A 22,220-nucleotide genomic window follows, 5' to 3' on the forward strand; every position below is an offset into this window, starting at 1 on the left:
GTGTATATGATTGTTACGAATTAAAAATGAATTTCATATTATACATATAATGGAGGGGATGTGCATGAAGGAGCAATATAAAATCATTGTTTTAAGTGATGAATTATCAGGGGATAGGATTCGAAATACGTTAGACAAAAATAAATGTAAAACAATAGTTCATGTTGTAGACGTTTCAGATGTTGTTCGTATAGAAAGTTCTTTTCAATATATAGTCATTTGGAGAGGGGACGCAGAAAAACTTACAAATGAATTGATAAATAGGGGCGTGCAAAGTTCAAAAATTATTAATTTAACAAAATACATGTATGAATGGAAGGATAAATTAATTTCTATCTATCAAATAAATCCGGATCTTATGTCTTTATACATTTCTATGAAAAAAGCAAAGAGTGATCCGACGTATGAATTGTTTGCTACCGGTTTGTCTTATCCACATTGTGGCATAAGTACGGAGCTTCTCTCAAAAAAGTCAATAAAATTAACACTTCCATCGCAAGATCTATACTATGATTATTTAATAGCGTCACAACTTTTATCAAACAATCATTCATTTCAATATTGTTTAATAGGAATAGCCTATTTCTCGTTTTACTTTGATATGTCGTTATCATCTGAATCATATAGAATTCACAAAGTATATTATCCATTGTTTCAAGATGGTCATCATACTGTAGTTCACTCTCCTCTACCCACTGATGGATTCTCACATCTAAATACTCCGAAACCACTTCTTTCTATTTTTAATTTGCATTTTGAATATATTTTATTAGACGAACTAAAAGATGAATCATTGATACTGCCTTGGATAAATGCTGAATGGAATACTACTTCTCTTCATATTCCTTTTGAAGAACACGGGAAAATAAGAGCAGCTTCACATGCTAAATTGGCGTATCCTCATACTTTAGTTGAAAATAAAATGATTTTTAAGAAATATTTAGAATTACTGTTGAAAAATGATATAAAGCCATTAATTGTTGTGTTCCCTGTTACTTCACATTATTTCAATTGTAGTAGTAAGAAATTAAAAGAAGATTTTTATAAAGTTATAAATGATTTTCAAACTCAATATTCTTTTCAAATTATAGATCTATTTGATTCACCATTATTTTGTGATGAAGATTTTTATGATAGTGATCATATGAATAAAAAAGGTGCAAATAAAATGTCCGCGTTATTAAATATGTTTATTTAGGAACGAAAAGTATGATATTTTGTTTCATGTTTGCATAAAAGTATATAGGCTCCATACAGTTAAAGTAATGTGATTTTTGTGTCGCGTATATAAATAATATGCGAAGAGGTGAGAGAGTTAAAATGAGAACTCGTATTGAAAGAAATGAAGAGGTGGTAGAGCAACTTCCGTTGGTAAGTGTATTAATTCCTACGTACAATCGTCCTCTTTACTTTGAAAAGGCGTTATGTAGTGTGTTAGAACAAACGTACCCTAATATAGAAATTATAGTTGGAGATGACAGCACGAATGATGAAACAGAAAAAGTGTTACAAAAATACTTATGTGATCATTCAAATATTATTTATATAAAAAATAGATCAACTCTCGGACAATTTGAAAATGCGCTAATGTTATTTAATGAAGCGAACGGTGAATATATAAATTTTTTAATGGATGATGATGTATTTCATGTGAATAAAATTGAAAAAATGATGAAGTATTTTTTCAATGATTTAGATAATGAAATTAAGCTTGTAACATCTCATCGTCAAGTCATTGATGATAAAGGGAAAGAGCTACGACATATTTATTCGACTGTCCGTTTATTTGAAGAAGATACGATTATAGAGGGAACAGAATTAGGAAATAAGGTAATTGTGGATCAAAAAAATTATATTGGAGAACCGACAACAGTTTTATTTCGTAAAAATGATTTACAAGAACCATATGGAATTTTTGATAAGAGGCGGTATTTATGTAACGTAGATATAGCTTCATGGTTATCTTTATTAAGTAAAGGAAAAGCAGTATATATAGCAGAAACGCTTAGTTACTTTCGATTACATCCAGATCAACAGTTAAATGAATCTAATAAAATGATGGATGGGTTAGAAGATTTTTCACACAGTATTATAGCAGGCGAAAAATATGGTTTCTTATCCACTGAAAAAGAGTTAGACAAAGCAATAACTAATTTTCTAGATTATGCAAGAAGGATAGTTCCATCATCGATATTATATACATTAGACTATTACCAAAAAATTAGAGCGAAGAAAATAAACATAGAAAAGAAAAAACAACATATAAATAATAATTCTTCATTACCGAAAGTAAGTATACTTATTCCTGCATACAATAGACCTTATTACTTGGAATTAGCACTCAACAGCGCTTTGAATCAAACATATGAAAATATTGAAATTATTATTTCTGACGATAGTACAAATAATGAAGTCAATGCTATGATTCAACCGTACTTACGTGAATATGAGTGTATTACATATGTTAAAAATGAAACGCCGTTAGTTGCCGAAAACTTTAATAAGTGTGTAGAACTTGCGAATGGGGACTATATAAACTTTTTATTAGATGATGATTTATTTCATCATGAAAAGATCGAGAGAATGATGAAATACTTTTTGACGTTAGAAAATATTTCATTTGTGACGTCATATCGTGAACTGATTGATGAGAATGGAGAGATATTACCACCTTCAACATTAAATATGAAAATCGCGAAAGAAACTACACTTTTTGAAGGAAAAGAATTAGGAAATTATATGTTAAAAAACTTAAAAAATGTAGTTGGTGAGCCGACAACTGTTTTGTTTAATCGGGATTTGTTTGACGGGAAGTTTGGATATTTTAAAGGAAAGGCTTATTCTGCTATTAATGACATTGCAACTTGGCTAGATATGATGAGGAAAGGAAAAGTAGTTTATATGCAAGAACCTCTTAGTTATTTTAGACAACATAGTGGACAAAATCAAAAACAAATGCATTTTATTTTAATAACAATTGAAGAGTGGATTGAATTAATTATAGATGCATATAATAGTGGATTTTTAAGCTCCGAAAGTGAGTATAAAGAGAGTTTATCTTATTGTTTAGAAAATGCGGGATTTATAGTTAAGGATGCAGTAAGAAATGGCGAACTAGATCAAATTTATAATGAAAAGATAAAAAAAGGGTTAAACAAGTTAGTTGCTCATATGTTTGAGAAAGAATCTTGTTATTGTCAATATTGCAATCAACAATTTGAAAAATTTTCACCTTGGCCAGCGCATTATGATTTTCCGAAATATAAATTTGAGATGTGGAATAAAGATACAGGGATATGTCCAGTTTGCAATTCGATGGATCGTGAAAGATTGTATCGTGCGTACATTGAAACGGAAACGGACTTGTTAAATAGAAACTATACAATGCTTCATATTGCACCTGAAGCGAAGTTAAGAGATTGGTTTAACGAGTATAAAAATATTACGTATGTATGTGGTGACTTAGAACCAAAGGATCCATTAATGAAGGAAATTGATGTTACAAGGATTACATATGATAGTAATACTTTTGATGTAATATTATGTAGCCATGTGTTAGAACACGTTCCTGATGATGACAAAGCAATGCGAGAGTTATATAGAGTGTTAAAGCCAAATGGATGGGGAATTATTCAAGTACCGATCGTAATGAATGTAGATTTTATTATAGAGAATGAATTAATTGTAACACCACAATTGAGGAAATTAGCTTTTGGTCAAGAAGATCATGTGAGAATTTACAATCAATCGGGATTTATTCAACGATTAATGAATGCAGGATTTAAGGTAGAATTATATAACATAGCGGAAAAACAAGGAATGAAAAGTGCTAGGAAATTTGGATTATCTGAAACAGATATGCTCTATATTGTCCGAAAATGATAGGAAGGAATAGATAGATATGGAGAATATTCCTTTTTTACGTGCTTCAACTGTACCTGTAAGTGAGTATTTGGACGAATTGAAGGAAATTGATACATCTCACATATATACGAATTATGGACCTATAAATCAACGTTTTGAGGAAACAATTATGTCGTCATTTTTTCAAAACAGGGGAGCTGTTACAACAGTAGCAAACGCAACGTTAGGGTTAATGGCGGCTATTCAACTAAAGAAAAGAAGAAAGGGAAAGTATGCTCTCATGCCTAGTTTTACATTCCCTGCGACTGCCTTAGCCGCTATTTGGTGTGGACTGGAACCTTACTTTATTGATATTTCAATAGATGATTGGTATATGGATAAAACCGTACTTTTGGATAAAATAGAAGAATTAAAAGAAGAGGTTGCGATTGTTATCCCGTACGCCACTTTTGGATCATGGATGAACTTAGAAAAATATGAAGAATTAGAGAAGAAGGGGATTCCGGTTGTCGTAGATGCGGCGCCGGGATTTGGTTTAATGAATGGAGGGATGCATTACGGTCAAGATTTTAGTGGAATGATCGTATATAGCTTTCATGCAACAAAGCCTTTCGGAATTGGTGAAGGAGGGCTCATATATAGTAAAAACGAAGAAGATATACAACATATTAAAAGAATGGGGAATTTCGGATTTGATAAAAATCGTGAATGTACGATGATGGGGTTTAATTGTAAAATGTCTGAATACGCAGCCGCTATTGGGATTGCGACTATAAAAAAGTGGGATCAAAAATTAAAAGAACGCAGCCGTATTTCTGAATGGTATAAACAGTTGTTACAAAATACTGGGTTAATGAAAAAAGGGTGGAAAGTCCAAAAGACAGAAGCAGTTATTCACCAATTTATGCCTATCATTTGTCCAGAAGAAGTTCGCAACATACAAGTAATAGAAGAACTGAAAAAACAGAAAATAGAAGCTAGATTATACTTTTCACCATCTTGCCACCAACAAGTTCTTTTTAAAAACTATAAGTCTACAGATTTAACAAAGACGAATAAAATAGCAAAACGAATCGTAAGTTTACCTTTATGGGAAGGAATGACGAAAGAACTAGTAGAGCAAATTGTAATTTGTTTAGAGCAGAAGGTGGTGTCGGTAGATGAATAGTTTTTATAGTCAAGAAGAACTAAAGAAAGTTGGATTTTTATCTGTTGGGAAAAATGTATTGGTTAGTAAAAAAGCAAGTATATATAATCCGAGTGCTATATCAGTTGGCAATCATGTAAGAATTGATGATTTTTGCATTTTAAGTGGTAAAATCACAATTGGAAGTTATTCGCACATATCAGCGTATACAGCGTTATATGGAGGGGAAGTTGGGATTGAAATGCATGATTTTGCAAACATCTCAGCTAAAACAATCATATATGCAGTACTTGATGATTTCAGTGGAAATACATTAATGGGTCCAACCGTCCCGAATCAATATAGGAATGTGAAAGCAGAAAAAGTTATTTTAAAAAAACATGTGATTATTGGTGCTAATTCTATTATTTTTCCAAATGTAACGGTAGGAGAAGGTACGGCAGTCGGTGCGATGAGTATGGTAAAAGAGAGTTTAGATGATTGGTATATTTACGCTGGAGTTCCCGTAAGAAAAGTAAAACCTCGTCAAAAAAAGATGCTAGAGTTAGAAATTGATTTTTTAAAAAGCATTCATTCTTAACAAAAAAGAATGAATGCTTTTTATTTTTATCCCGCTATTTGCCGATAAAGATTCGACTGGTGGGGGCTAATTAAAGTTTCACTTTATGATAGAGCAGAGTGTATCTTAACTTATTATGTTTTAAATTTTGCTGACCAAGGCAATACTGAGCCATAGTGAATGTAAAGTTGGAGGGCGAGCGTATATGTTTGATGAGGATGGGATTGTTTTAATTATGGAACCAGCTGATGAAAGAAACTTGAGGAGATTTATTTTTTCAGTGCCAAAGTCAGTGTATGAAAAGAAGGGGCTTACATTACACTATGGAACAGCTATAGGACAAGGGTATATGGATATAATTGAAGATATTATAAGCGTACATATAGAAATAGATGTTGTAACGATAATAGGGCATGTAAGAGGATAAATAGCTATTTGAAAAAGGTTATAAACAATTTAGCTAGAAGTTATGTATAGAGAAAATTACAGACAATGATAAAGACGAAGGGGGTCTAAAATGAAAATAAAATCAATTTTATTAGTATTTATAGTTTCAATTGGTTTAATGGGATGTTCAATAGTGGAGGAAGGAAAGAACTCCATAGATTATGCTCAAAAGGCGACAGATTATGTAAATGAAATAAGTGCATTTGCAAATGATGCGCCAGCATTAGCAGAAAAGGCCGTTAATGATAGCGAGGCTCGAAAAGAATTAGAAACGAAGCTTAGTGAAATTAAACAAGATATACCCGCATTCAATGAATTAACGCCACCTGATGTAGCAAAGGATCTTCATCAACAAATCGTCGGATATAATGAAAAGTTAAATACGTTAATTGATACGGCGATGACAAAGATAGAAGAAGGGAAAGTGGATGTAGAGCAATTTAAAAACTCTGAGCTTATGCAGACGGTAGATCAAGTTCGAGATTTGAAAGATAAAGTGCAAAATTTAGGTCAATAGTAAAAAGCTCCGTTTGTGATAAACGGAGCTTTTTGTATAAGTGATTACTTAATAAAATACACCACAACACCCATTAAAATGATAGTATTCCCAATTACTTTTCTTTTTGTTACTTTTTCACCTAAAAAATACCAACCGAAAATTAATATGATGATATAACTTAATGATTCTAATGCAGAGACTTGATTTATTGTCAGTCCCTTTAAGGCGATAATATTGAATCCTGCGTTAAGTACAAATAAAGAGTAACCGATGATTACATATGGATTTACATATTCTTTTAATTTAGAATCATATTGCTGTAAAGTAGCCTTTTTTAATAAAATTTGTGAGTAATTGGCCAATACGATTCCAAAGATCAATAACAACATATAACTATTCATCTTTTGTCACCACCACAATTCCGACGATAATAATAGCCGCACCAAGTAAATGATTCCACTGTATCGTATCTCCAAATAGAACTACTGACCAAAGCATTGACCACAGTATAATAATTCCGCGATGTGAATATGCTTTCGATATTTCGAAATGCTTAATTACTTGTTGCCATAAAATTGCATATCCGAATAAAAGTACAACTAGTCCGAAATAAGCAATAAAAAATGAGATGGAAGCAATGGGAAACTTAGCTGCCCATTTCATGTAAACCACAATGATAGAATATATCAAAAAAGCTACATGTAAAAATACGTAATTTTTAATAGTTGGTTTCATTTATTCACTCTCTTTTACATATAAATATATATTTATATCTATCTTTTCCTAATAATAGATATTGGAACGTATTTTGTTTAATCTTTCACATTCCAAATTATATAGTATCATGGCTTTTATTGTAAAACAATAGAAGCTATGCATTCATTTTTTCCAAGGTTCTACAATATGTATCGTTTTATTTGTTGCATCCAACTCTACTTGAACACCGATAGGCATGGTAATCATTGGATGTGTATGACAACAATCGAAGTCAGCTAGAAAAGGAATTCTTTGATTTTGAAGTACTTCTAATAGTATTTCAAAAGGTTTTCGATTTGTACCACAATCATCAAATTGCTCATGTTTTCCAAGAATGATACCTGAAATTTTATCGAATACACCGTTAATTTTAAGTAATGAAAAGCTTCTTTCAATAGTAGCTGCATCTTTTGAACTGTCCTCAATGAAGAGAATGTCGCCTTCTTGAATATGTGGCATATAGGGGCTACCCCAAATTCCTTGTATCGTGTTTAAATTCCCGCCAATAATACGCCCAGTAGCTTTTCCATCAATTACTGAAATCCAATCGTTTGGTCGAAGTTCTTTCTCCTTCGTCTTTTCTTCCCAATTAATAAATTCATCTGACCAAAATAATGGTTGTTTTATATGATAAGGAAGAGAATGATCATGTAGTAAAGTTTCAGCAAAATATTTGTATGTGCAATCAACAAAAGGTTCAAATTCGCCAAAGGAAGGGACGAGAGCTGGTCCATAAAATGTAGGGATTCCTGTTTTGGCGTAAATTGCTAGTAATAAAGCAGTTGCATCTGAATACCCAATCATTATTTTAGGGTTCTTTAGAAAAGCATCATAATCAATATAAGGTAATATTGAATTTGAATTCATCCCACCAATTGTTGACATAATACAAGAAATATTAGGATTTCTTATTAAGACATTTAGCTCCTCAGCACGCTCTTGTATACTACCAGAACGATAAAAATCATATCGACCTGTTAATGAACCTTCTAATATATGAAACCCTTTCTGTTGTAAGTAAGATTTTGCTCGTTCAAATCTTTTTGGAGAAGTGTAGGTTACTGGTGAAGAAGGGGAGTAGATCCCAATTGTGTCTCCGTATTTTAATGATTTTGGAAGTAGCATTTGTATGAATCCCTTCTATTAAATAGTTTATCTCGCTATTTGACGGGTAGCCCGATTGGGGGGCTGATTAAAGTTTCGCTTTATTTACGAGATTTTATTATTGAATATTCTTACGTTTCAACATTGTAAGTTTAACATAAATAAATTAAAATAATCATTGCTGTATATGAATAAATATACCTTTTACCTTGACTATATAAAGGAATTGTTGATAAGGTTAAATGTGAGTGTATAAAAGGTTTGCTAAAGGAGTTTTGAAATGAATCGGTTAAAATGGGGAAGGATGACAGTCCTATTAGTCATTATTTTAGGGATATGTTGGTTCTTATTCCAAGGAAATCAAAAGAGCGTAGCGAATGTAGAGGGACAACCTTTGCAAGTGGCAGAACTACCTAAAGCAGGATTTACTGAAAAAGTAGTCCCGCCAAAGTACATCCCACCAGAAATTAACGCAAAAGCAGCTATGATTATCGATGCGAGTGATGGAGATATTATTTATCAATATAATGAAAATGAAGCTTTTGCACCAGCCAGTATGTCTAAGATGATGACAGCGTATCTCCTACTAGAGAGTATACATAACGGGAAAGTTCGCTGGGAAGATCCAGTGAAAATGAGTGCGAAGGCGGCACAAACAGAGGGAGCGAGAATCCCAGTACAAGTTAATGACACATTAACTGTTAAAGATTTATATCATGCATTAATGATTGAGTCAGCTAATAATGCAGCTGTGGCTTTAGCAGAACATATGGCAAAATCGGAGAAAGATTTCGTTCAGCTTATGGATGCAAAAGCGAAACAGTTAAAAATGTCGGAACATGCTAAATTTGCAAATGCTTCTGGATTACAAGAGCCAGATGGAAGTGAAACAAAAATGACGGCTGGTGATGTAGCACAATTGGCGTATCATCTTATAAAAGATTATCCGGAAATATTAGAAGTGACTCACTTACGTCAAAGTCAGCTAGCATTTAATAATATTAATGTTATAAGCACAAACGACATGTTAAATAAAAATAATAAAAGTTTATATATAGAAGGAATAGACGGACTAAAGACTGGATTTACAGATAGTGCAGGATACTGTTTTACGGGGACTGCAAAGCAAGGTGATAATCGAATTATTACAGTGGTCATGGGGACATCAAGTAAAACAAAACGTTTTACAGAGACAAATAAGTTAATGTCGTATGCATTTGGATTAGTTAATTAAGTAAGTAAAATACGAATCTAGATCGCTACATAAGTAAGACTGTTCGTTGTTACTAATTTTAGATAACAACAAACAGTCTTTTTATTTTTATTTTAAAAAGGAAAAAGCTTCTAAATATAAGTGTTATTATTTGAGTTTGTTTGTTGCTGTGATATTATAAAGTTATAAGCTTATTAATAATAAGTTTGAGGGGCGTAATATGATATATACATATGAAATAGCCTCAATTGAAAATTGGAGGGAATTATGATGGCAAAAGATTTTTACTCAGCAATTGAAGACAGAAGATCTATTTATGCAATTAGTAAAGAGCAAGTAGTTTCTGATGAGAAAATTCAAGAAGTGATTTATCATGCTGTAAAACATACACCTTCAGCTTTTAATTCTCAAAGTGCTCGCGTTGTTGTTTTATTAGGAGAACAACATGATAAATTATGGGATATTACGAAAGAAACGTTACGAAAAATTGTACCTGAAAATAACTTTGCACCTACTGAAGAAAAAATGAATGCATTTAAAAGTGGTTATGGAACGGTTTTATATTTTGAAGACAGTGAAGTAGTGGAAAGCCTTCAAGCTAACTTTGCATTATATAAAGATAATTTCCCAACTTGGTCTCAGCAATCATCAGGAATGTTACAATTTGCAATTTGGACAGCTTTAGAAATTGAAGGGTTTGGTGCTACGTTACAGCATTACAATCCGCTAATTGATGAAGAAGTGAGAAAAGAGTGGGATGTTCCAGAGAATTGGAAACTTATTGCGCAAATGCCATTTGGTAAACCGGTAGTACATGCTGGTGAAAAAGAATTCCAACCGCTAGAGGACCGTGTGAAAATTTATAAATAATTTAAAAAGGTGAACAGGAATATAACCTGTTCACCTTTTTTTATACGTAATAAGGGTTTTTTTGTCCGGCATTTTTCATCTGATTTTTTAATTCGTTTTTACGTGTTTCAATAGCTGATACTTTTTGTAATGTTATCATTGAAACGAATTGAATAAAAGCATAGTATAGCTCTATGTTTTTTTGTATTGGATCATCTATTATATTTCTCACAAATATGCCTCCTCTTTTTATTCCAATAAAACTCCGCATTAATGGGCAGCCCGAGTGATGAGGGTTAATAATTAGCGGAGGATGTATAAAACCCTTCCTGATTAAAGTTTCATTTTATAAGGGAATGAAACTTTAATCAATTCGCTAAAATTCTTGTTTATTAAGATATGTATATAATACTATAAATATCCTATAAATTCCATTATAAGAAAAAGAGAACAGTTGATATAGTGTGTGTTTTCTTTAAAGGAGAAATGGCTTTTGTGAAATAAATCTTACAATTCGTCAAATTATTTCAAAATTGTAGATAGTATAGAAATTTAGTTTTCTAAAAATATTATACTATTGATAAATAGAGTGATTTTTGTCATGATGAAAGTATACTTCATGTAAGGAGCTTTATAAGGAAATACATACTTGAGTTTGTATTAGGTTAATAGAATTTTTTATAATAGATAGAAAAGGGATATTTTATATTAAAATATTAAATGGAATGTCGAATTTTCATGCGATATATAAGAAATTTGAAAAAACCATTGCAAAAACACTGTGTTTAATGATAAAGTTCACATGAAGTTCACACGGATTTCACTTTGTTCATTTAAAATGAACTCTGTGTGAAAAATAAAACTCTTGCTAAAAAATGGAACTGGATGAATATTTTACTTTGATAATATTGTAAAGTATTAAAGTTTTAGTTTTTTTTAAGAGGATAGTAGGGAAAGGAAGTAAAGACAACTTATGAAAAAAGTAATTGCAGGTTTAGCAGCAGCTTCTGTAGCTGGCGTTGCAGTTCCAGGAATGGATTCTGCTCATGCACAAGTTTCAAATGAAGCGCTAAAAGAAATTAATGGACAAACTCAAACTCAAACTCAAACTCAAACGACTGTAACTGAAACAAAAACTGTAGAAACAACTTCTGAATTAAAATACACAGTAACTGCTGATGTATTAAATGTTCGTTCAGGTGCTGGTACAGGACATAACGTTATTTCTAAAGTAAAATCAGGCCAAGTGCTACAAGTAGTTGGACAAGAAAATGGTTGGTTCAAAGTAAATGTAAATGGTCAAACAGGTTATGTAAGTGGTGACTTCGTAACGACTGGTGGCAAAACAGGAACGACTGTTCAACAAGGAACAGGTACTTACACAGTAAACGTTTCTTCACTTAACGTACGTACAGGCCCAAGTACATCTCATACAGTATTAGGTTCTGTAAACAAAGGTAAAACAGTACAAGTTGTAGGTGAAGTACAAGATTGGTTTAAAATCAACTTCAATGGTGGAACTGGATACGTAAGCAAAGACTTCGTAACAAAAGGTGGTTCTGCTGTATCTAACGAAACACAACAACCAACTACAAACAACAATACTACAACAGTTCAAACTGGTGGTTCTTATGTTGTTAACACTGGTGCTTTAAAAGTACGTACAGGCCCAGCTACATACAACGCTGTAATCGGTGGAGTAACAAATGGTAAAGTATTAAACGTTACTGGTGCTGAAAATGGTTGGTACAAAATTAACCATAACGGCCGCACAGGTTACGTAAGTGCAGACTTCGTTAAGTTTGTAAAAGGCGGAGTAAACAACGTTACAAATAACAATAATGTTACAAATAACGTTCAACAACCAGGTAAAGACGTACAAAAACCAACAACAGGTGGAGATACATCTTCAATCGCTGGATTCGCTAGATCTTTAAATGGTTCACCATACAGAACTGCTGGTACAACACCTGCTGGTTTTGACTGCAGTGGATTCATTCACTACGTATTAAATCAAACTGGTCATAAAGGCGCTCGTCAAACAGTTGCTGGATACTGGAGCTCTAAAACAAAAACTAGCAATCCACAACCAGGTGATTTAGTATACTTCCAAAATACTTATAAATCAGGTCCTTCTCACATGGGTGTTTACTTAGGAAACGGTCAGTTCATTAGTGCAGAAACAGATGCAACTGGTGTACGTATTAGTTCTGTAAGTAACTCTTACTGGAGCAAGCACCTATTAGGTTACACAAAAGCATACTAAGAAAAAGTAGTTTTATATACTTTTCGTATAGAGAAAAGGCTTTCCAAGGAAACTTGGGAAGCCTTTTTATAGTTGAATAAATTGGAAGTTTAATAGTTTTTATTTTAACTTTCCATTTAAAAATCGATCATATAAGTCATGGAAATAGTTAGGACGAAATAAGTTCGCTGCATGTCCCGCTAACGGTATTTCCTTATATAGAACGTTAGGCAAAATAGATTTCAAATCAAATAGACAAGATTTATAGAGATGATCATGCTCTCCCATTACCCATAGTATAGGGTGAGGAAGTGATTTTAATTTAGATTTTAAATCGAATTCTAACCGATGTCGTAATGACTGGGCAATTATGGATGAATGTAATTGTAATCCGAAACGGTAGTAAATATTTCTTGAAATGACTGCGAACGGATTTGCTTTTAATATACCGCTTGGAAAAATAGTATTTGCGTATTGAGAGAGCCATTTAGAGTATTCATCTCCTCGCTTCTCCCAAAAATTTTGAAATACATTATATAAACGAGAAGGGTTATTGTAATGTCCTCCAATATGACAAATACTTAATACTTTTTCTGGATGCATTTGTGCAAAAATTGTAGAGATGTAACAGCCGTAACTTAGCGCACAAATATGTGCTTTTTTAATACCTTCTTGCTCATATAAGTTTAATAATTGATCTACGAGGCGCTGTAATGAAAAGTCGATTGCTTCTCCTTTATCATCACCGTGACCTAATAAGTCATAAGTTATAATGTTGTAGGAGGAAGAAAAACGTTTTTGTTCCTTTTTGAAGGCGCGACGATTGCCAACTAATCCATGAATAAAAATAATTGTTTCCTTTTCAGAATGTATATTTGTTTGCAAAAAGGATACTCCTTTCACTAACTGGAGATTTATATCGTGTTGTAAATTATTTATCTATAATTTACATAGAATAATATTAAGTACCAGGTAATAATATCAGATGTTTATATCTGTTGTAAAGATGAGTTTTTATGTATATTTTGTAAAAATAGAAAAAGTGTGTTTACATTCAGTTTACATTTGTATCGTATTCTAATTTTAGAAAGAACAGTTTTGTTTACCACGAGGAGATGAACAGGAATGGAAGTTAGAAATGAAATGAAGAAAAAAGGGAGTTGGAGGCAGTTTTTACGCCTTATTCAAGATACAAATCCTCCGAAAGGAATTTTAGTTTTTGCGTTATTAATGAGTTTGCTTTCTACGGGAGCGAGTTTATTTATTCCTATGCTGACAAAAGGATTAGTAGATAATTTTTCGCTTTCTTCAATTAGTGCAGGACAAATTGTTGGATTAGTTGCTTTCTTTGTAATGCAAACTATTGCGGCAGGGTTGTCTATATATTTACTAAATTATATTGGGCAGAAGATTGTAGCGGGACTAAGAGAACGTTTGTGGAAAAAGGTACTTATCTTGCCGGTATCTTATTACGATCAAAATAGAACAGGTGATACAATTAGCCGTATGACGAATGATACAGGTGTAGTGAAAACGTTAATTTCTGAGCATTTGTCAAACTTATTAACAGGCGGTATTTCAATTGTTGGATCGTTAATTGTATTATTTGTTTTAGATTGGAAAATGACTGCGTTACTTTTAACGGTTATTCCGTTGTCTGTGTTAATTTTAGTTCCACTTGGACGAAAAATGTATAAGATTTCAAAAGCGCTTCAAGATGAAACGGCATCTTTTACAAGTGTGTTAACGCAAGTGTTATCAGAAATTCGTTTAGTGAAATCTTCAAATACAGAAAAAAGAGAATATGAAACGGGTAATACAGGTATACAAAAGTTATTACAATTTGGTTTGAAAGAAGGAAAAGTGCAAGCATTAATTTCGCCAGTTATGTCGTTTGTTTTAATGGCACTACTTGTTATTATCGTAGGATATGGCGGGATGCGAGTTTCTAGCGGTGCATTAACAACCGGTGAACTTGTAGCGTTTATTTTGTATTTAGTTCAAATTGTAATGCCAATGAGTCAATTATCTATGTTCTTTACACAATTCCAAAAGGCAATTGGTGCAACGGAAAGAATTAGTACGATTTTAGAATATGAAGTAGAAGATCATGAAACTGGTGTGAAAGTGACAAATGCTAAGCAACCGATCGTTCTTGAAAATGTACATTTTGAGTATAACGAAGAAGAGCAAGTTTTGAAAAATATTGATTTCACAATTGAATCTGGAAAAGTGACAGCGATTGTAGGACCAAGTGGTAGTGGGAAAACAACGTTATTCTCATTACTGGAACGTTTTTATGAGCCAACTAGTGGCGCCATTAAATTAGGGGAAGAATCAATTACGAGTTATTCATTACAGTCATGGCGACGTCAAATCGGTTACGTATCACAAGATAGTCCGTTAATTGATGGAACAATTCGTGATAATATTTGTTATGGCGTCGAGGGCGAAGTAACGGATGAAGAAATTGAAAAAGTAGCAGCAATGGCATATGTTGATGCATTTATTCATGACTTACCAAACGGTTATGCAACAGAAGTTGGAGAACGCGGTGTGAAGCTTTCTGGGGGACAAAGACAGCGAATTGCCATTGCCCGAGCGTTACTTCGAAATCCGCAAATTCTTATGCTAGATGAGGCGACTTCAAGCTTAGATAGTAAATCTGAGTCTGTCGTTCAAAAAGCGTTAAATAACTTAATGAAAGGCAGAACAACGTTAGTGATTGCGCATAGACTTTCTACTGTTGTAGATGCAGATAAAATTGTCTTTATTGAAAAAGGGAATCTTACAGGTAGTGGTACGCATGATGAATTATTACAGACGCATGATATGTATCGTGAGTTTGCAACGCAGCAATTGAAAATTAAAGAGGGTGCATTATAAAATGAATCATCAGTGGGATTTTACTCCACTGATGATTCATTTTTAAACAATATATTAGATGCTAAGTAGAAAGGAAATGGTTCCTTTGATACCTAAAATTTTAATAGTAGATGACGATCCACACATTAGAGAACTCGTTTCTGTATTTTTAGAACGAGAAGGTTTTCAAACATATGAGGCAATTGATGGAGTAGATGCACTTCAGAAAATGGATGACGTAAAAGTCGATATGGTTATTCTTGATATCATGATGCCAAATATGGATGGATTTGATGTATGTTTTGAATTAAGAAAATACTATGATATCCCGGTTCTGATGCTAACTGCCAAAGGGGAAACATCACAAAAAGTAAAAGGATTTCACCTTGGGACAGATGATTATCTTGTAAAACCATTTGACCCTATAGAATTAGTAGTGAGAGTAAAGGCATTATTGAAACGTTACCAAATTACAGTTTCCCAATTGATTCAAGTTGGAAATGTATTATTAAATCGTAAAACATTCGAAGTTATATCTGGAGAACAAACGGTTACACTACCGTTAAAAGAATTTGAGCTGCTCTTTACTTTAGGGTCTAAATCGGGAAGAACTTGTTCGAGAGAGCAATTAATTGAAGAAATATGGGGATATGATTTTGAAGGGAATGAACGTACACTAGACGTTCATATTAATCGGTTACGTGAGAAGTTTCAAGAAGAGCAGTCGAAATTTAGTATTAAAACAATAAGAGGATTAGGGTATCGCTTAGAGGTAAGTAAATGAGAAAAAGAAAACGAATGAGTAAGTTGAAGATGCTGAAAGTATTTGGAGCGGTATTAGCGCTCTTTTCTTTTCTTACTATCATTTGGTCTATCGCATTTTATGTAGCAACTAGTATATTGAATGCTTTTGACGTAAACGTATCGCCGTTTGTTGCCTTTCTAATTAGTGATATGGTCGGTTTTGTATTTATTATTCTTATTTGGACATTGATTGGAATATTAATGAGGCCAAAACGAGAGGCAATGATTTGGACTATTATTGAACCGATACAAAAAATTGCAAAAGGAGACTTCTCCGTAAAAATACGAAATGAAGAAAAGTATGATGGCGAAATTGGCGTGCTCGTAAAAAGTATAAATGATATGACAGATGAACTGAATGCGATGGAGAAAATGAGACAAGAGTTTGTATCAAATGTTTCTCATGAAATACAGTCACCATTAACTTCTATAAAAGGATTTGCTAGAGCACTACAAGACGATAATCTTTCTGAGGAAAAAAGAAAGCATTATCTTACCATTATTGAAACTGAAACAACGAGATTATCTAAACTAAGTCAAAATTTACTAAAGCTAACTCTTTTAGAATCAGAAGAATATATATCAGAAAGAGTGAGCTATCGATTAGATCAACAATTAAAGCAAATTGTGTTAAATAGTGAACCACTCTGGGCTGAAAAAGAAATTGAGTTAGAACTAGATTTAGAAAAAGCACATGTTATTGCTGACCAAGAAAGTATGAGTCAAGTGTGGATTAATTTAATTCATAATAGTATTAAATTTACTCCAAGCGGTGGTACGATTACTATTCAGTTAAAGGAACATGAGACAGTAGTGGAAGTGCGTATCCGTGATTCAGGAATTGGTATATCAGAAGAACAGAAACAACATATTTTTGAGCGTTTTTATAAAGCGGATTCTTCACGAAATCGTGCCTATGGAGGAAGTGGCTTAGGTTTAGCTATTGTAAAGAAAGTACTCGACCTTCATCATGGGGAAATAAAAGTTGAGAGTGAGGAAGGAAAAGGTACTGAATTTATTGTGCGTATGCCAAATCATGAAGAGAAATAGTGTTAGAAGGAGAACCTTCTAACACTATTTCTCTTTAAAAATGCATTTACCGTTACTGCAATTATATTGATAAGCTTTTCCTTCGCTATTCATACGATATGAGTAATCGGATTCTTTATCTTTCTTAAAGTCAACGTATGCTTCCACACCGTTTTTATCGTCATCTATATCAATGAATTGAACGTGTCGTATAGAATAATCTTTCTTTTCTCTTAAACCTCTTCCTTGCAAGTTTGTATGAATACCATCTACTAACTGGTCAAACAACGACCAGTTTAAATTAAGATGTTCAAATGACTCAGTATGTCTTCCTAAAATACCGTTGTCTTGTATTATTTTTTTATTATCATCGTATGTATAAGAGTAGGTGAAATATGGTTCGTCTTTATATACTACTGTTGCATAATAGCCAATATTATAAAGGGGAGTATATTTTCCGGTTATGTTTTGTATTTCTTCTTGCTTATAACCTTTTTTAATATGGAGATAATGGCTAGTATCTTTTTCTATTACTTTATAATTTAGTGGGTTACCAAATATAAAGTACAGTGCAAACAATATGATACATAGTCCGACTGCAGTTAGTAACAAGAACCATTTTTTTCTTTTCATACTCATACACTCCCCTATGCTGGATTTGTTTTTATTTTACATGAATAATAGTAAAAAAATGAAACTTATAAATAAAAACTTTCTACAGTTACCTACAAGTAACCTACGCACATGAAAGTGCATCATTGCCTTTTTACATAAACATAGATACAATTTTAATATAATACATAACTGAGATGATTAAGGAGTGTTATACTTGGCAGAATTATTACAAGGTAAAAATGCTTTAATTACAGGAGCAGGTAGAGGGATTGGTCGCGCTGTAGCAATCGCATTAGCGAAAGAAGGCGTAAATGTAGGCTTATTAGCTCGTTCAGAAGAAAACTTAAAAGCTGTAGCGAAAGAAGTAGAAGCAGAAGGTGTAAAAGCTGTTATTGCAACTGCTGATGTTTCTTCATACGAAGAAGTAACAACTGCGATTGAAACGTTAAAAAATGGTTTAGGATCTATCGATATTTTAATTAATAACGCTGGTATTTCTAAATTCGGTAAGTTTTTAGAACTAGACGTTGCTGATTGGGAAAAAATCATTCAAGTAAACTTAATGGGTGTATACTATGCAACTCGTGCAGCTTTACCGAGCATGATTGAACAACAATCTGGTGATATCATTAACATTTCATCTACAGCAGGACAAAAAGGTGCACCTGTAACAAGTGCATATAGTGCTTCTAAATTTGGTGTCCTTGGCTTAACAGAATCGTTAGCGATGGAAGTTCGCAAACATAACATTCGTGTAACAGCTTTAACTCCAAGTACAGTAGCAACTGATATGGCTGTAGATTTAGGATTAACTGATGGAAACCCTGATAAAGTAATGCAAGCAGAAGATATTGCAGAATTTATCGTAGCGCAGCTGAAATTAAATAAACGTACATTTATTAAATCTGCTGGGCTTTGGTCTACTAATCCATAGGAATTAAATTTAACTTTAAAAGAAGGGATATCTATTCTGTAAGGGGTAGATGTCCCTTCTTTATTTTTTGTATTTGAGACAGAATTTTCGGTATAATTAAAAGTGAATGGTAGAAAGCATTGGGAAATTGAAAGGGATGGCAGTTGTAAAAGAGTGATGTAAGGAGGAAAAAGGATGAAAAAGAAGTTTCAAAAATTATAACATGTATCGTGTATAACGAGATTAGCTCGTGGACCTCCAATATACATAACACTATATTATATATTAAAAAATTGGAGGATATAAGTAGATGAGAACTGAAAAAGAAATGTTAGACGTAATTATAAATATAGCAAAAGAGGATGAAAGAATTCGAGCAGTTATCATGAATGGATCGCGTGTAAATCCAAATGTGAAAAGAGATTGTTTTCAAGACTATGATATTATGTATGTTGTAAATGATATACAATCTTTTACGTCTAATCATAATTGGGTTCATAGATTTGGAGAAATAATGATAGTACAAATGCCAGAAGAAATGTCGTTAGTTCAACCAGATGAAGATGGGAAGTTTCCGTATTTAATGCAGTTCATGGATGGGAATCGGATTGATTTAACGCTAGTTCCAGTTGAGTTAATAAAAAAGTTCGTTGGACAAGATAGTTTAAGTAAACTGCTTCTTGATAAAGATAATTGTATGGAAGGATTCCCGCCAGCAAGCGATAAGGATTACTTAATAAAAAAGCCTACAGAAAAAGAGTTTTTGGATTGCTGTAATGAATTTTGGTGGTGTAGTACAAATGTGGCAAAAGGGTTATGGAGAGAGGAACTTTCTTATGCAAAAGGAATGCTTGAAGGACCAGTGCGAGATATGTTCATTGTAATGCTAGAATGGCATATTGGTATGAAAACAGACTTTACAGTTAATACAGGGAAGTTTGGAAAGCATTTCGAGCAATATATTGAAGAAGATATGTGGGAGCAATTTAAAAGGACATTTTCTAATGCTGAATATGAAAACATATGGGAGTCATTCTTTGTCATGAGTGATTTATTTAGGGAAGTGGCGAACGAAATCGCTAACACGTATGAATATCAATATCCGCAAGATGAGGATGATAAAGTGACGAACTATTTAAAACATGTGAAAGCTTTGCCAAAAGATAGTACATCAATTTATTAATAATATAAAGTAGTAAGACTGTCCTAATTAAGGACAGTCTTATTTTTGTTTATGAATAACAATTTCTCTAACAAAGTGCAGATGAATCACATATGAAAATTTAGGGAGGTTTTTTATCATGTATTATTTTTATTCGCCACAAATGTTTGCTCCATATCAATGGGGACTAGAACGAGATGTTTCGTATGCTTATATGCCATATAATTCATTTTATTATGGAGACTATATAAACTCATTGCCATACGCATATATCCCTCAAAATTATGAAGTACAAATGAAAGCATATGATCGTGGATCGTGGACACCATTTTCATGGGTTGAAAAATATGCGTACGCATTTTCAGGACCGTATAATAAAGCGGAAGTCGCTCTTACATTTGATGATGGACCAGATTTAGAATTCACGCCAAAAATATTAGATAAGTTAAAACAACATAATGTAAAAGCTACTTTTTTCTTACTTGGTGAAAACGCAGAAAAATTTCCGAACGTAGTAAAGCGTATTGCAAATGAAGGGCATGTAATTGGTAATCATACGTACAGTCATCCGAATTTAGCGAAAGTAAATGACGTTGAGTACCGTAATCAAATTATAAAAACGGAAGAAATATTAAAACGTTTAGCCGGCTATGCCCCTAAATTTATACGTCCACCGTATGGTGAAATACTTGAAAATCAATTGAATTGGGCAACTGAGCAAAATTTTATGATTGTACAGTGGAGTGTTGATACAGTTGATTGGAAAGGTGTAAGTGCCGATACGATTACAAATAATGTGTTAGGGAATTCATTTCCAGGTAGTGTCATACTGCAGCATTCTACTCCAGGTGGGCATTTACAAGGATCTGTTGATGCACTAGACAAAATCATTCCGCAGTTAAAAACGAAAGGGGCACGTTTTGTAACACTTCCAAGTATGTTCCAGACATCGAAAGAAAGAAAGTGAATGTGTTATAAATTGGAAAAATAAAGGTTGTGTCGTATAATGAAAGTGTAAGTTAGGGGGGGGATAATTGATTGATGCACTCGTAAACATAGGAATAAGCATATTGATTGGTATTATTTTTATACTTGCGGCAATTATTCTTCAAAAAAATCCACCGACCGATATTAATGCGGCATATGGTTATCGTACGAAACGATCTATGAAAAATAAGGAATTATGGGATGCGGGTAACAGGTATAGTGTAGAAGTGATGAAGCAAAACGGATTTATCATGATGTTAATTGGAAGTGTTATTAGTATACTGTTTAGATATCCACATACAATAATAGCGATTATGGTGGTTATGGTATTGTTAATCATTCGCTTATTTATACGAGTAGAGAACAGATTAAAGACAATTGAACAATGATGATAAGGAAAATAGGACTCTCAGTCAATGATAGATAGGAGTCCTATTATATTTACAAACTATTATTTTTTAGTAGTTCTTTTCCTTGTGCAACAACAAATTCATAGTATGCAAGATCATACGGATAAATATCTTCAAATGTTATCGTAATCGGTTTATTGTTTAAGACTGAAATCGTTTTTAAAGATGAAATCTCTCCATTTAATAGTTGTAGAAAAGAAGTTGCATGTACTTTCATCACATCGTCTACTTCTTCACCTGGTGCGAATGGAAGTGGATTGATGACATTGTGAAAATACATATGACAAAATTCACGATCAGTAAGATTTGAAATTTCATAGTCTATTTTAAAGATTCCTTTGTATACTAAATCAGTAGTTTGAAAGGAAAGCTCCAATTCTTCTTCGATTTCACGAAGACCACCAATTTGTACATCTTCATCATGCATAATATGTCCAGCTGAAGTAATATCCCATATACATGGAGCTTCTTTTTTATTTTTAGAGCGTAACTGGAAATATAAGAATATATCTTTAGCATCTTTTTCTACAAACCAACAGTGAAATGTTTCGTGCCAATCACCGTCACGATGCACTTCATCGCGTAATTTCTTCCCAAGTGTATTTCTTTCAGAATCAAATATTGTTAACCACTCTGTCATTTTAATTCCCCTCGTATATTAATATTTAAGCCCTATCTCAGGCTTAGTTTTACTCTCTAATAAGAGTCCAGTAATAAAGAAAATACTTGGACGTCTCAAGATATTTCTAGAT

At 32.9% G+C, this 22,220-nt stretch carries 23 protein-coding genes; 16 read left to right on the top strand and 7 right to left on the bottom strand.

What is annotated here, in order from left to right; all coding sequences use genetic code 11:
* The first annotated feature begins 64 nt into the window (after positions 1–64).
* The 6 genes from MR168_RS17955 (at position 65) to MR168_RS17980 (ending at position 6,534) form a co-directional block, all read left to right on the top strand.
* Complete coding sequence (locus MR168_RS17955) at positions 65–1,198, top strand: hypothetical protein (protein ID WP_000664254.1); 1,134 nt, start codon at positions 65–67, stop codon at positions 1,196–1,198.
* A 122-nt stretch (positions 1,199–1,320) separates the two neighbouring features.
* Positions 1,321–3,882: a glycosyltransferase gene (locus tag MR168_RS17960; protein ID WP_086411454.1), complete on the top strand. Its 2,562-nt coding sequence runs from the start codon at positions 1,321–1,323 to the stop codon at positions 3,880–3,882.
* Between the two features lie 19 nt (positions 3,883–3,901).
* Positions 3,902–5,032, top strand: a complete 1,131-nt coding sequence (locus MR168_RS17965; protein ID WP_000427966.1) for a DegT/DnrJ/EryC1/StrS aminotransferase family protein — start codon at positions 3,902–3,904, stop codon at positions 5,030–5,032.
* Complete coding sequence (locus MR168_RS17970) at positions 5,025–5,591, top strand: acyltransferase (RefSeq protein WP_001084190.1); 567 nt, start codon at positions 5,025–5,027, stop codon at positions 5,589–5,591. The genes MR168_RS17965 and MR168_RS17970 overlap by 8 nt, the downstream gene beginning before the upstream one ends.
* 184 nt (positions 5,592–5,775) lie before the next feature.
* Complete coding sequence (locus MR168_RS17975) at positions 5,776–5,997, top strand: hypothetical protein (RefSeq protein WP_000459099.1); 222 nt, start codon at positions 5,776–5,778, stop codon at positions 5,995–5,997.
* Between the two features lie 90 nt (positions 5,998–6,087).
* Positions 6,088–6,534: a DUF6376 family protein gene (locus MR168_RS17980; protein ID WP_000695203.1), complete on the top strand. Its 447-nt coding sequence runs from the start codon at positions 6,088–6,090 to the stop codon at positions 6,532–6,534.
* A 44-nt stretch (positions 6,535–6,578) separates the two neighbouring features.
* Here MR168_RS17980 and MR168_RS17985 read toward each other — a convergent pair whose 3' ends face one another.
* The 3 genes from MR168_RS17985 to MR168_RS17995 form a co-directional block, all read right to left on the bottom strand.
* Entirely contained in the window at positions 6,579–6,917 is a 339-nt protein-coding gene (locus MR168_RS17985; RefSeq protein WP_001089876.1) for an EamA family transporter, read from the bottom strand.
* Entirely contained in the window at positions 6,910–7,251 is a 342-nt protein-coding gene (locus MR168_RS17990) for an EamA family transporter (RefSeq protein ID WP_000805132.1), read from the bottom strand. The genes MR168_RS17985 and MR168_RS17990 overlap by 8 nt, the downstream gene beginning before the upstream one ends.
* Before the next feature lie 144 nt (positions 7,252–7,395).
* A complete protein-coding gene (locus MR168_RS17995; RefSeq protein ID WP_000926318.1) occupies positions 7,396–8,397 on the bottom strand; it encodes a S66 family peptidase in 1,002 nt (333 codons plus the stop codon).
* Positions 8,398–8,656: 259 nt separating this feature from the next.
* Between MR168_RS17995 and MR168_RS18000 the strand changes: the two genes are divergently transcribed.
* Entirely contained in the window at positions 8,657–9,610 is a 954-nt protein-coding gene (locus MR168_RS18000) for a D-alanyl-D-alanine carboxypeptidase family protein (protein WP_001080877.1), read from the top strand.
* Positions 9,611–9,856: 246 nt separating this feature from the next.
* A complete protein-coding gene (locus tag MR168_RS18005) occupies positions 9,857–10,459 on the top strand; it encodes a nitroreductase family protein (protein ID WP_001987122.1) in 603 nt (200 codons plus the stop codon).
* A gap of 40 nt (positions 10,460–10,499) precedes the next feature.
* On the opposite strand, the gene MR168_RS18010 is transcribed toward MR168_RS18005, so the two are convergent.
* Positions 10,500–10,670: a hypothetical protein gene (locus MR168_RS18010; RefSeq protein ID WP_001244279.1), complete on the bottom strand. Its 171-nt coding sequence runs from the start codon at positions 10,668–10,670 to the stop codon at positions 10,500–10,502.
* A 741-nt stretch (positions 10,671–11,411) separates the two neighbouring features.
* Between MR168_RS18010 and entFM the strand changes: the two genes are divergently transcribed.
* Positions 11,412–12,704, top strand: a complete 1,293-nt coding sequence (gene entFM, locus MR168_RS18015; protein WP_000755498.1) for an enterotoxin EntFM — start codon at positions 11,412–11,414, stop codon at positions 12,702–12,704.
* A 99-nt stretch (positions 12,705–12,803) separates the two neighbouring features.
* Here the strand turns inward: entFM and MR168_RS18020 are convergent, their stop codons facing one another.
* On the bottom strand, positions 12,804–13,568 hold the full coding sequence (locus MR168_RS18020; protein WP_001194309.1) for an alpha/beta fold hydrolase: 765 nt from the start codon (positions 13,566–13,568) through the stop codon (positions 12,804–12,806).
* A 240-nt stretch (positions 13,569–13,808) separates the two neighbouring features.
* Here MR168_RS18020 and MR168_RS18025 point away from each other — a divergent pair, with 240 nt between their 5' ends.
* From MR168_RS18025 to hitS, 3 genes are all read left to right on the top strand, one after another.
* On the top strand, positions 13,809–15,569 hold the full coding sequence (locus MR168_RS18025; protein WP_061654531.1) for an ABC transporter ATP-binding protein: 1,761 nt from the start codon (positions 13,809–13,811) through the stop codon (positions 15,567–15,569).
* Between the two features lie 85 nt (positions 15,570–15,654).
* Positions 15,655–16,332 (top strand): envelope stress response regulator transcription factor HitR, encoded by a 678-nt coding sequence (hitR, locus tag MR168_RS18030; protein WP_016124455.1) that lies wholly within the window; start codon positions 15,655–15,657, stop codon positions 16,330–16,332.
* A complete protein-coding gene (gene hitS / locus MR168_RS18035; protein WP_140159410.1) occupies positions 16,329–17,402 on the top strand; it encodes an envelope stress sensor histidine kinase HitS in 1,074 nt (357 codons plus the stop codon). The genes hitR and hitS overlap by 4 nt, the downstream gene beginning before the upstream one ends.
* Positions 17,403–17,426: 24 nt before the next feature.
* On the opposite strand, the gene MR168_RS18040 is transcribed toward hitS, so the two are convergent.
* Positions 17,427–18,020 carry a DUF3139 domain-containing protein gene (locus MR168_RS18040; protein ID WP_006929137.1) on the bottom strand — a complete coding sequence of 198 codons (594 nt, stop codon included), beginning with the start codon at positions 18,018–18,020 and terminating at the stop codon, positions 17,427–17,429.
* Between the two features lie 190 nt (positions 18,021–18,210).
* Here MR168_RS18040 and MR168_RS18045 point away from each other — a divergent pair, with 190 nt between their 5' ends.
* From MR168_RS18045 to MR168_RS18060, 4 genes are all read left to right on the top strand, one after another.
* A complete protein-coding gene (locus tag MR168_RS18045) occupies positions 18,211–18,930 on the top strand; it encodes a 3-ketoacyl-ACP reductase (protein ID WP_000818985.1) in 720 nt (239 codons plus the stop codon).
* 289 nt (positions 18,931–19,219) lie between these two features.
* Positions 19,220–20,092: an aminoglycoside 6-adenylyltransferase gene (locus MR168_RS18050; protein WP_001258539.1), complete on the top strand. Its 873-nt coding sequence runs from the start codon at positions 19,220–19,222 to the stop codon at positions 20,090–20,092.
* A gap of 118 nt (positions 20,093–20,210) precedes the next feature.
* The gene (locus MR168_RS18055; RefSeq protein ID WP_000291222.1) at positions 20,211–21,038 is read left to right on the top strand and encodes a peptidoglycan-N-acetylglucosamine deacetylase; all 828 of its coding nucleotides are present in this window, start codon (positions 20,211–20,213) and stop codon (positions 21,036–21,038) included.
* A gap of 67 nt (positions 21,039–21,105) precedes the next feature.
* Positions 21,106–21,447 carry an SdpI family protein gene (locus MR168_RS18060; RefSeq protein WP_000564329.1) on the top strand — a complete coding sequence of 114 codons (342 nt, stop codon included), beginning with the start codon at positions 21,106–21,108 and terminating at the stop codon, positions 21,445–21,447.
* Between the two features lie 52 nt (positions 21,448–21,499).
* Here the strand turns inward: MR168_RS18060 and MR168_RS18065 are convergent, their stop codons facing one another.
* Positions 21,500–22,108, bottom strand: a complete 609-nt coding sequence (locus MR168_RS18065; protein WP_086412488.1) for an NUDIX hydrolase — start codon at positions 22,106–22,108, stop codon at positions 21,500–21,502.
* Positions 22,109–22,220 lie beyond the last annotated feature (112 nt).

This window comes from Bacillus cereus group sp. BfR-BA-01356, from assembly GCF_022663635.1.
Lineage (GTDB): Bacteria > Bacillota > Bacilli > Bacillales > Bacillaceae_G > Bacillus_A > Bacillus_A cereus.

Excerpts from the sequence above, each read along its gene's own strand:
- MR168_RS18065 (WP_086412488.1), bottom strand. The coding sequence starts at position 22,108 with ATGACAGAGTGGTTAACAATATTTGATTCTGAAAGAAATACACTTGGG.
- MR168_RS18055 (WP_000291222.1), top strand. The coding sequence starts at position 20,211 with ATGTATTATTTTTATTCGCCACAAATGTTTGCTCCATATCAATGGGGA.
- MR168_RS17970 (WP_001084190.1), top strand. The coding sequence starts at position 5,025 with ATGAATAGTTTTTATAGTCAAGAAGAACTAAAGAAAGTTGGATTTTTA.
- MR168_RS18005 (WP_001987122.1), top strand. The coding sequence starts at position 9,857 with ATGATGGCAAAAGATTTTTACTCAGCAATTGAAGACAGAAGATCTATT.
- MR168_RS18050 (WP_001258539.1), top strand. The coding sequence starts at position 19,220 with ATGAGAACTGAAAAAGAAATGTTAGACGTAATTATAAATATAGCAAAA.
- MR168_RS17975 (WP_000459099.1), top strand. The coding sequence starts at position 5,776 with ATGTTTGATGAGGATGGGATTGTTTTAATTATGGAACCAGCTGATGAA.
- MR168_RS17960 (WP_086411454.1), top strand. The coding sequence starts at position 1,321 with ATGAGAACTCGTATTGAAAGAAATGAAGAGGTGGTAGAGCAACTTCCG.
- MR168_RS17990 (WP_000805132.1), bottom strand. The coding sequence starts at position 7,251 with ATGAAACCAACTATTAAAAATTACGTATTTTTACATGTAGCTTTTTTG.
- MR168_RS17980 (WP_000695203.1), top strand. The coding sequence starts at position 6,088 with ATGAAAATAAAATCAATTTTATTAGTATTTATAGTTTCAATTGGTTTA.
- MR168_RS18000 (WP_001080877.1), top strand. The coding sequence starts at position 8,657 with ATGAATCGGTTAAAATGGGGAAGGATGACAGTCCTATTAGTCATTATT.
- MR168_RS17965 (WP_000427966.1), top strand. The coding sequence starts at position 3,902 with ATGGAGAATATTCCTTTTTTACGTGCTTCAACTGTACCTGTAAGTGAG.
- MR168_RS18025 (WP_061654531.1), top strand. The coding sequence starts at position 13,809 with ATGGAAGTTAGAAATGAAATGAAGAAAAAAGGGAGTTGGAGGCAGTTT.
- MR168_RS17985 (WP_001089876.1), bottom strand. The coding sequence starts at position 6,917 with ATGAATAGTTATATGTTGTTATTGATCTTTGGAATCGTATTGGCCAAT.
- entFM (WP_000755498.1), top strand. The coding sequence starts at position 11,412 with ATGAAAAAAGTAATTGCAGGTTTAGCAGCAGCTTCTGTAGCTGGCGTT.
- hitS (WP_140159410.1), top strand. The coding sequence starts at position 16,329 with ATGAGAAAAAGAAAACGAATGAGTAAGTTGAAGATGCTGAAAGTATTT.
- MR168_RS17955 (WP_000664254.1), top strand. The coding sequence starts at position 65 with ATGAAGGAGCAATATAAAATCATTGTTTTAAGTGATGAATTATCAGGG.
- MR168_RS17995 (WP_000926318.1), bottom strand. The coding sequence starts at position 8,397 with ATGCTACTTCCAAAATCATTAAAATACGGAGACACAATTGGGATCTAC.
- MR168_RS18040 (WP_006929137.1), bottom strand. The coding sequence starts at position 18,020 with ATGAGTATGAAAAGAAAAAAATGGTTCTTGTTACTAACTGCAGTCGGA.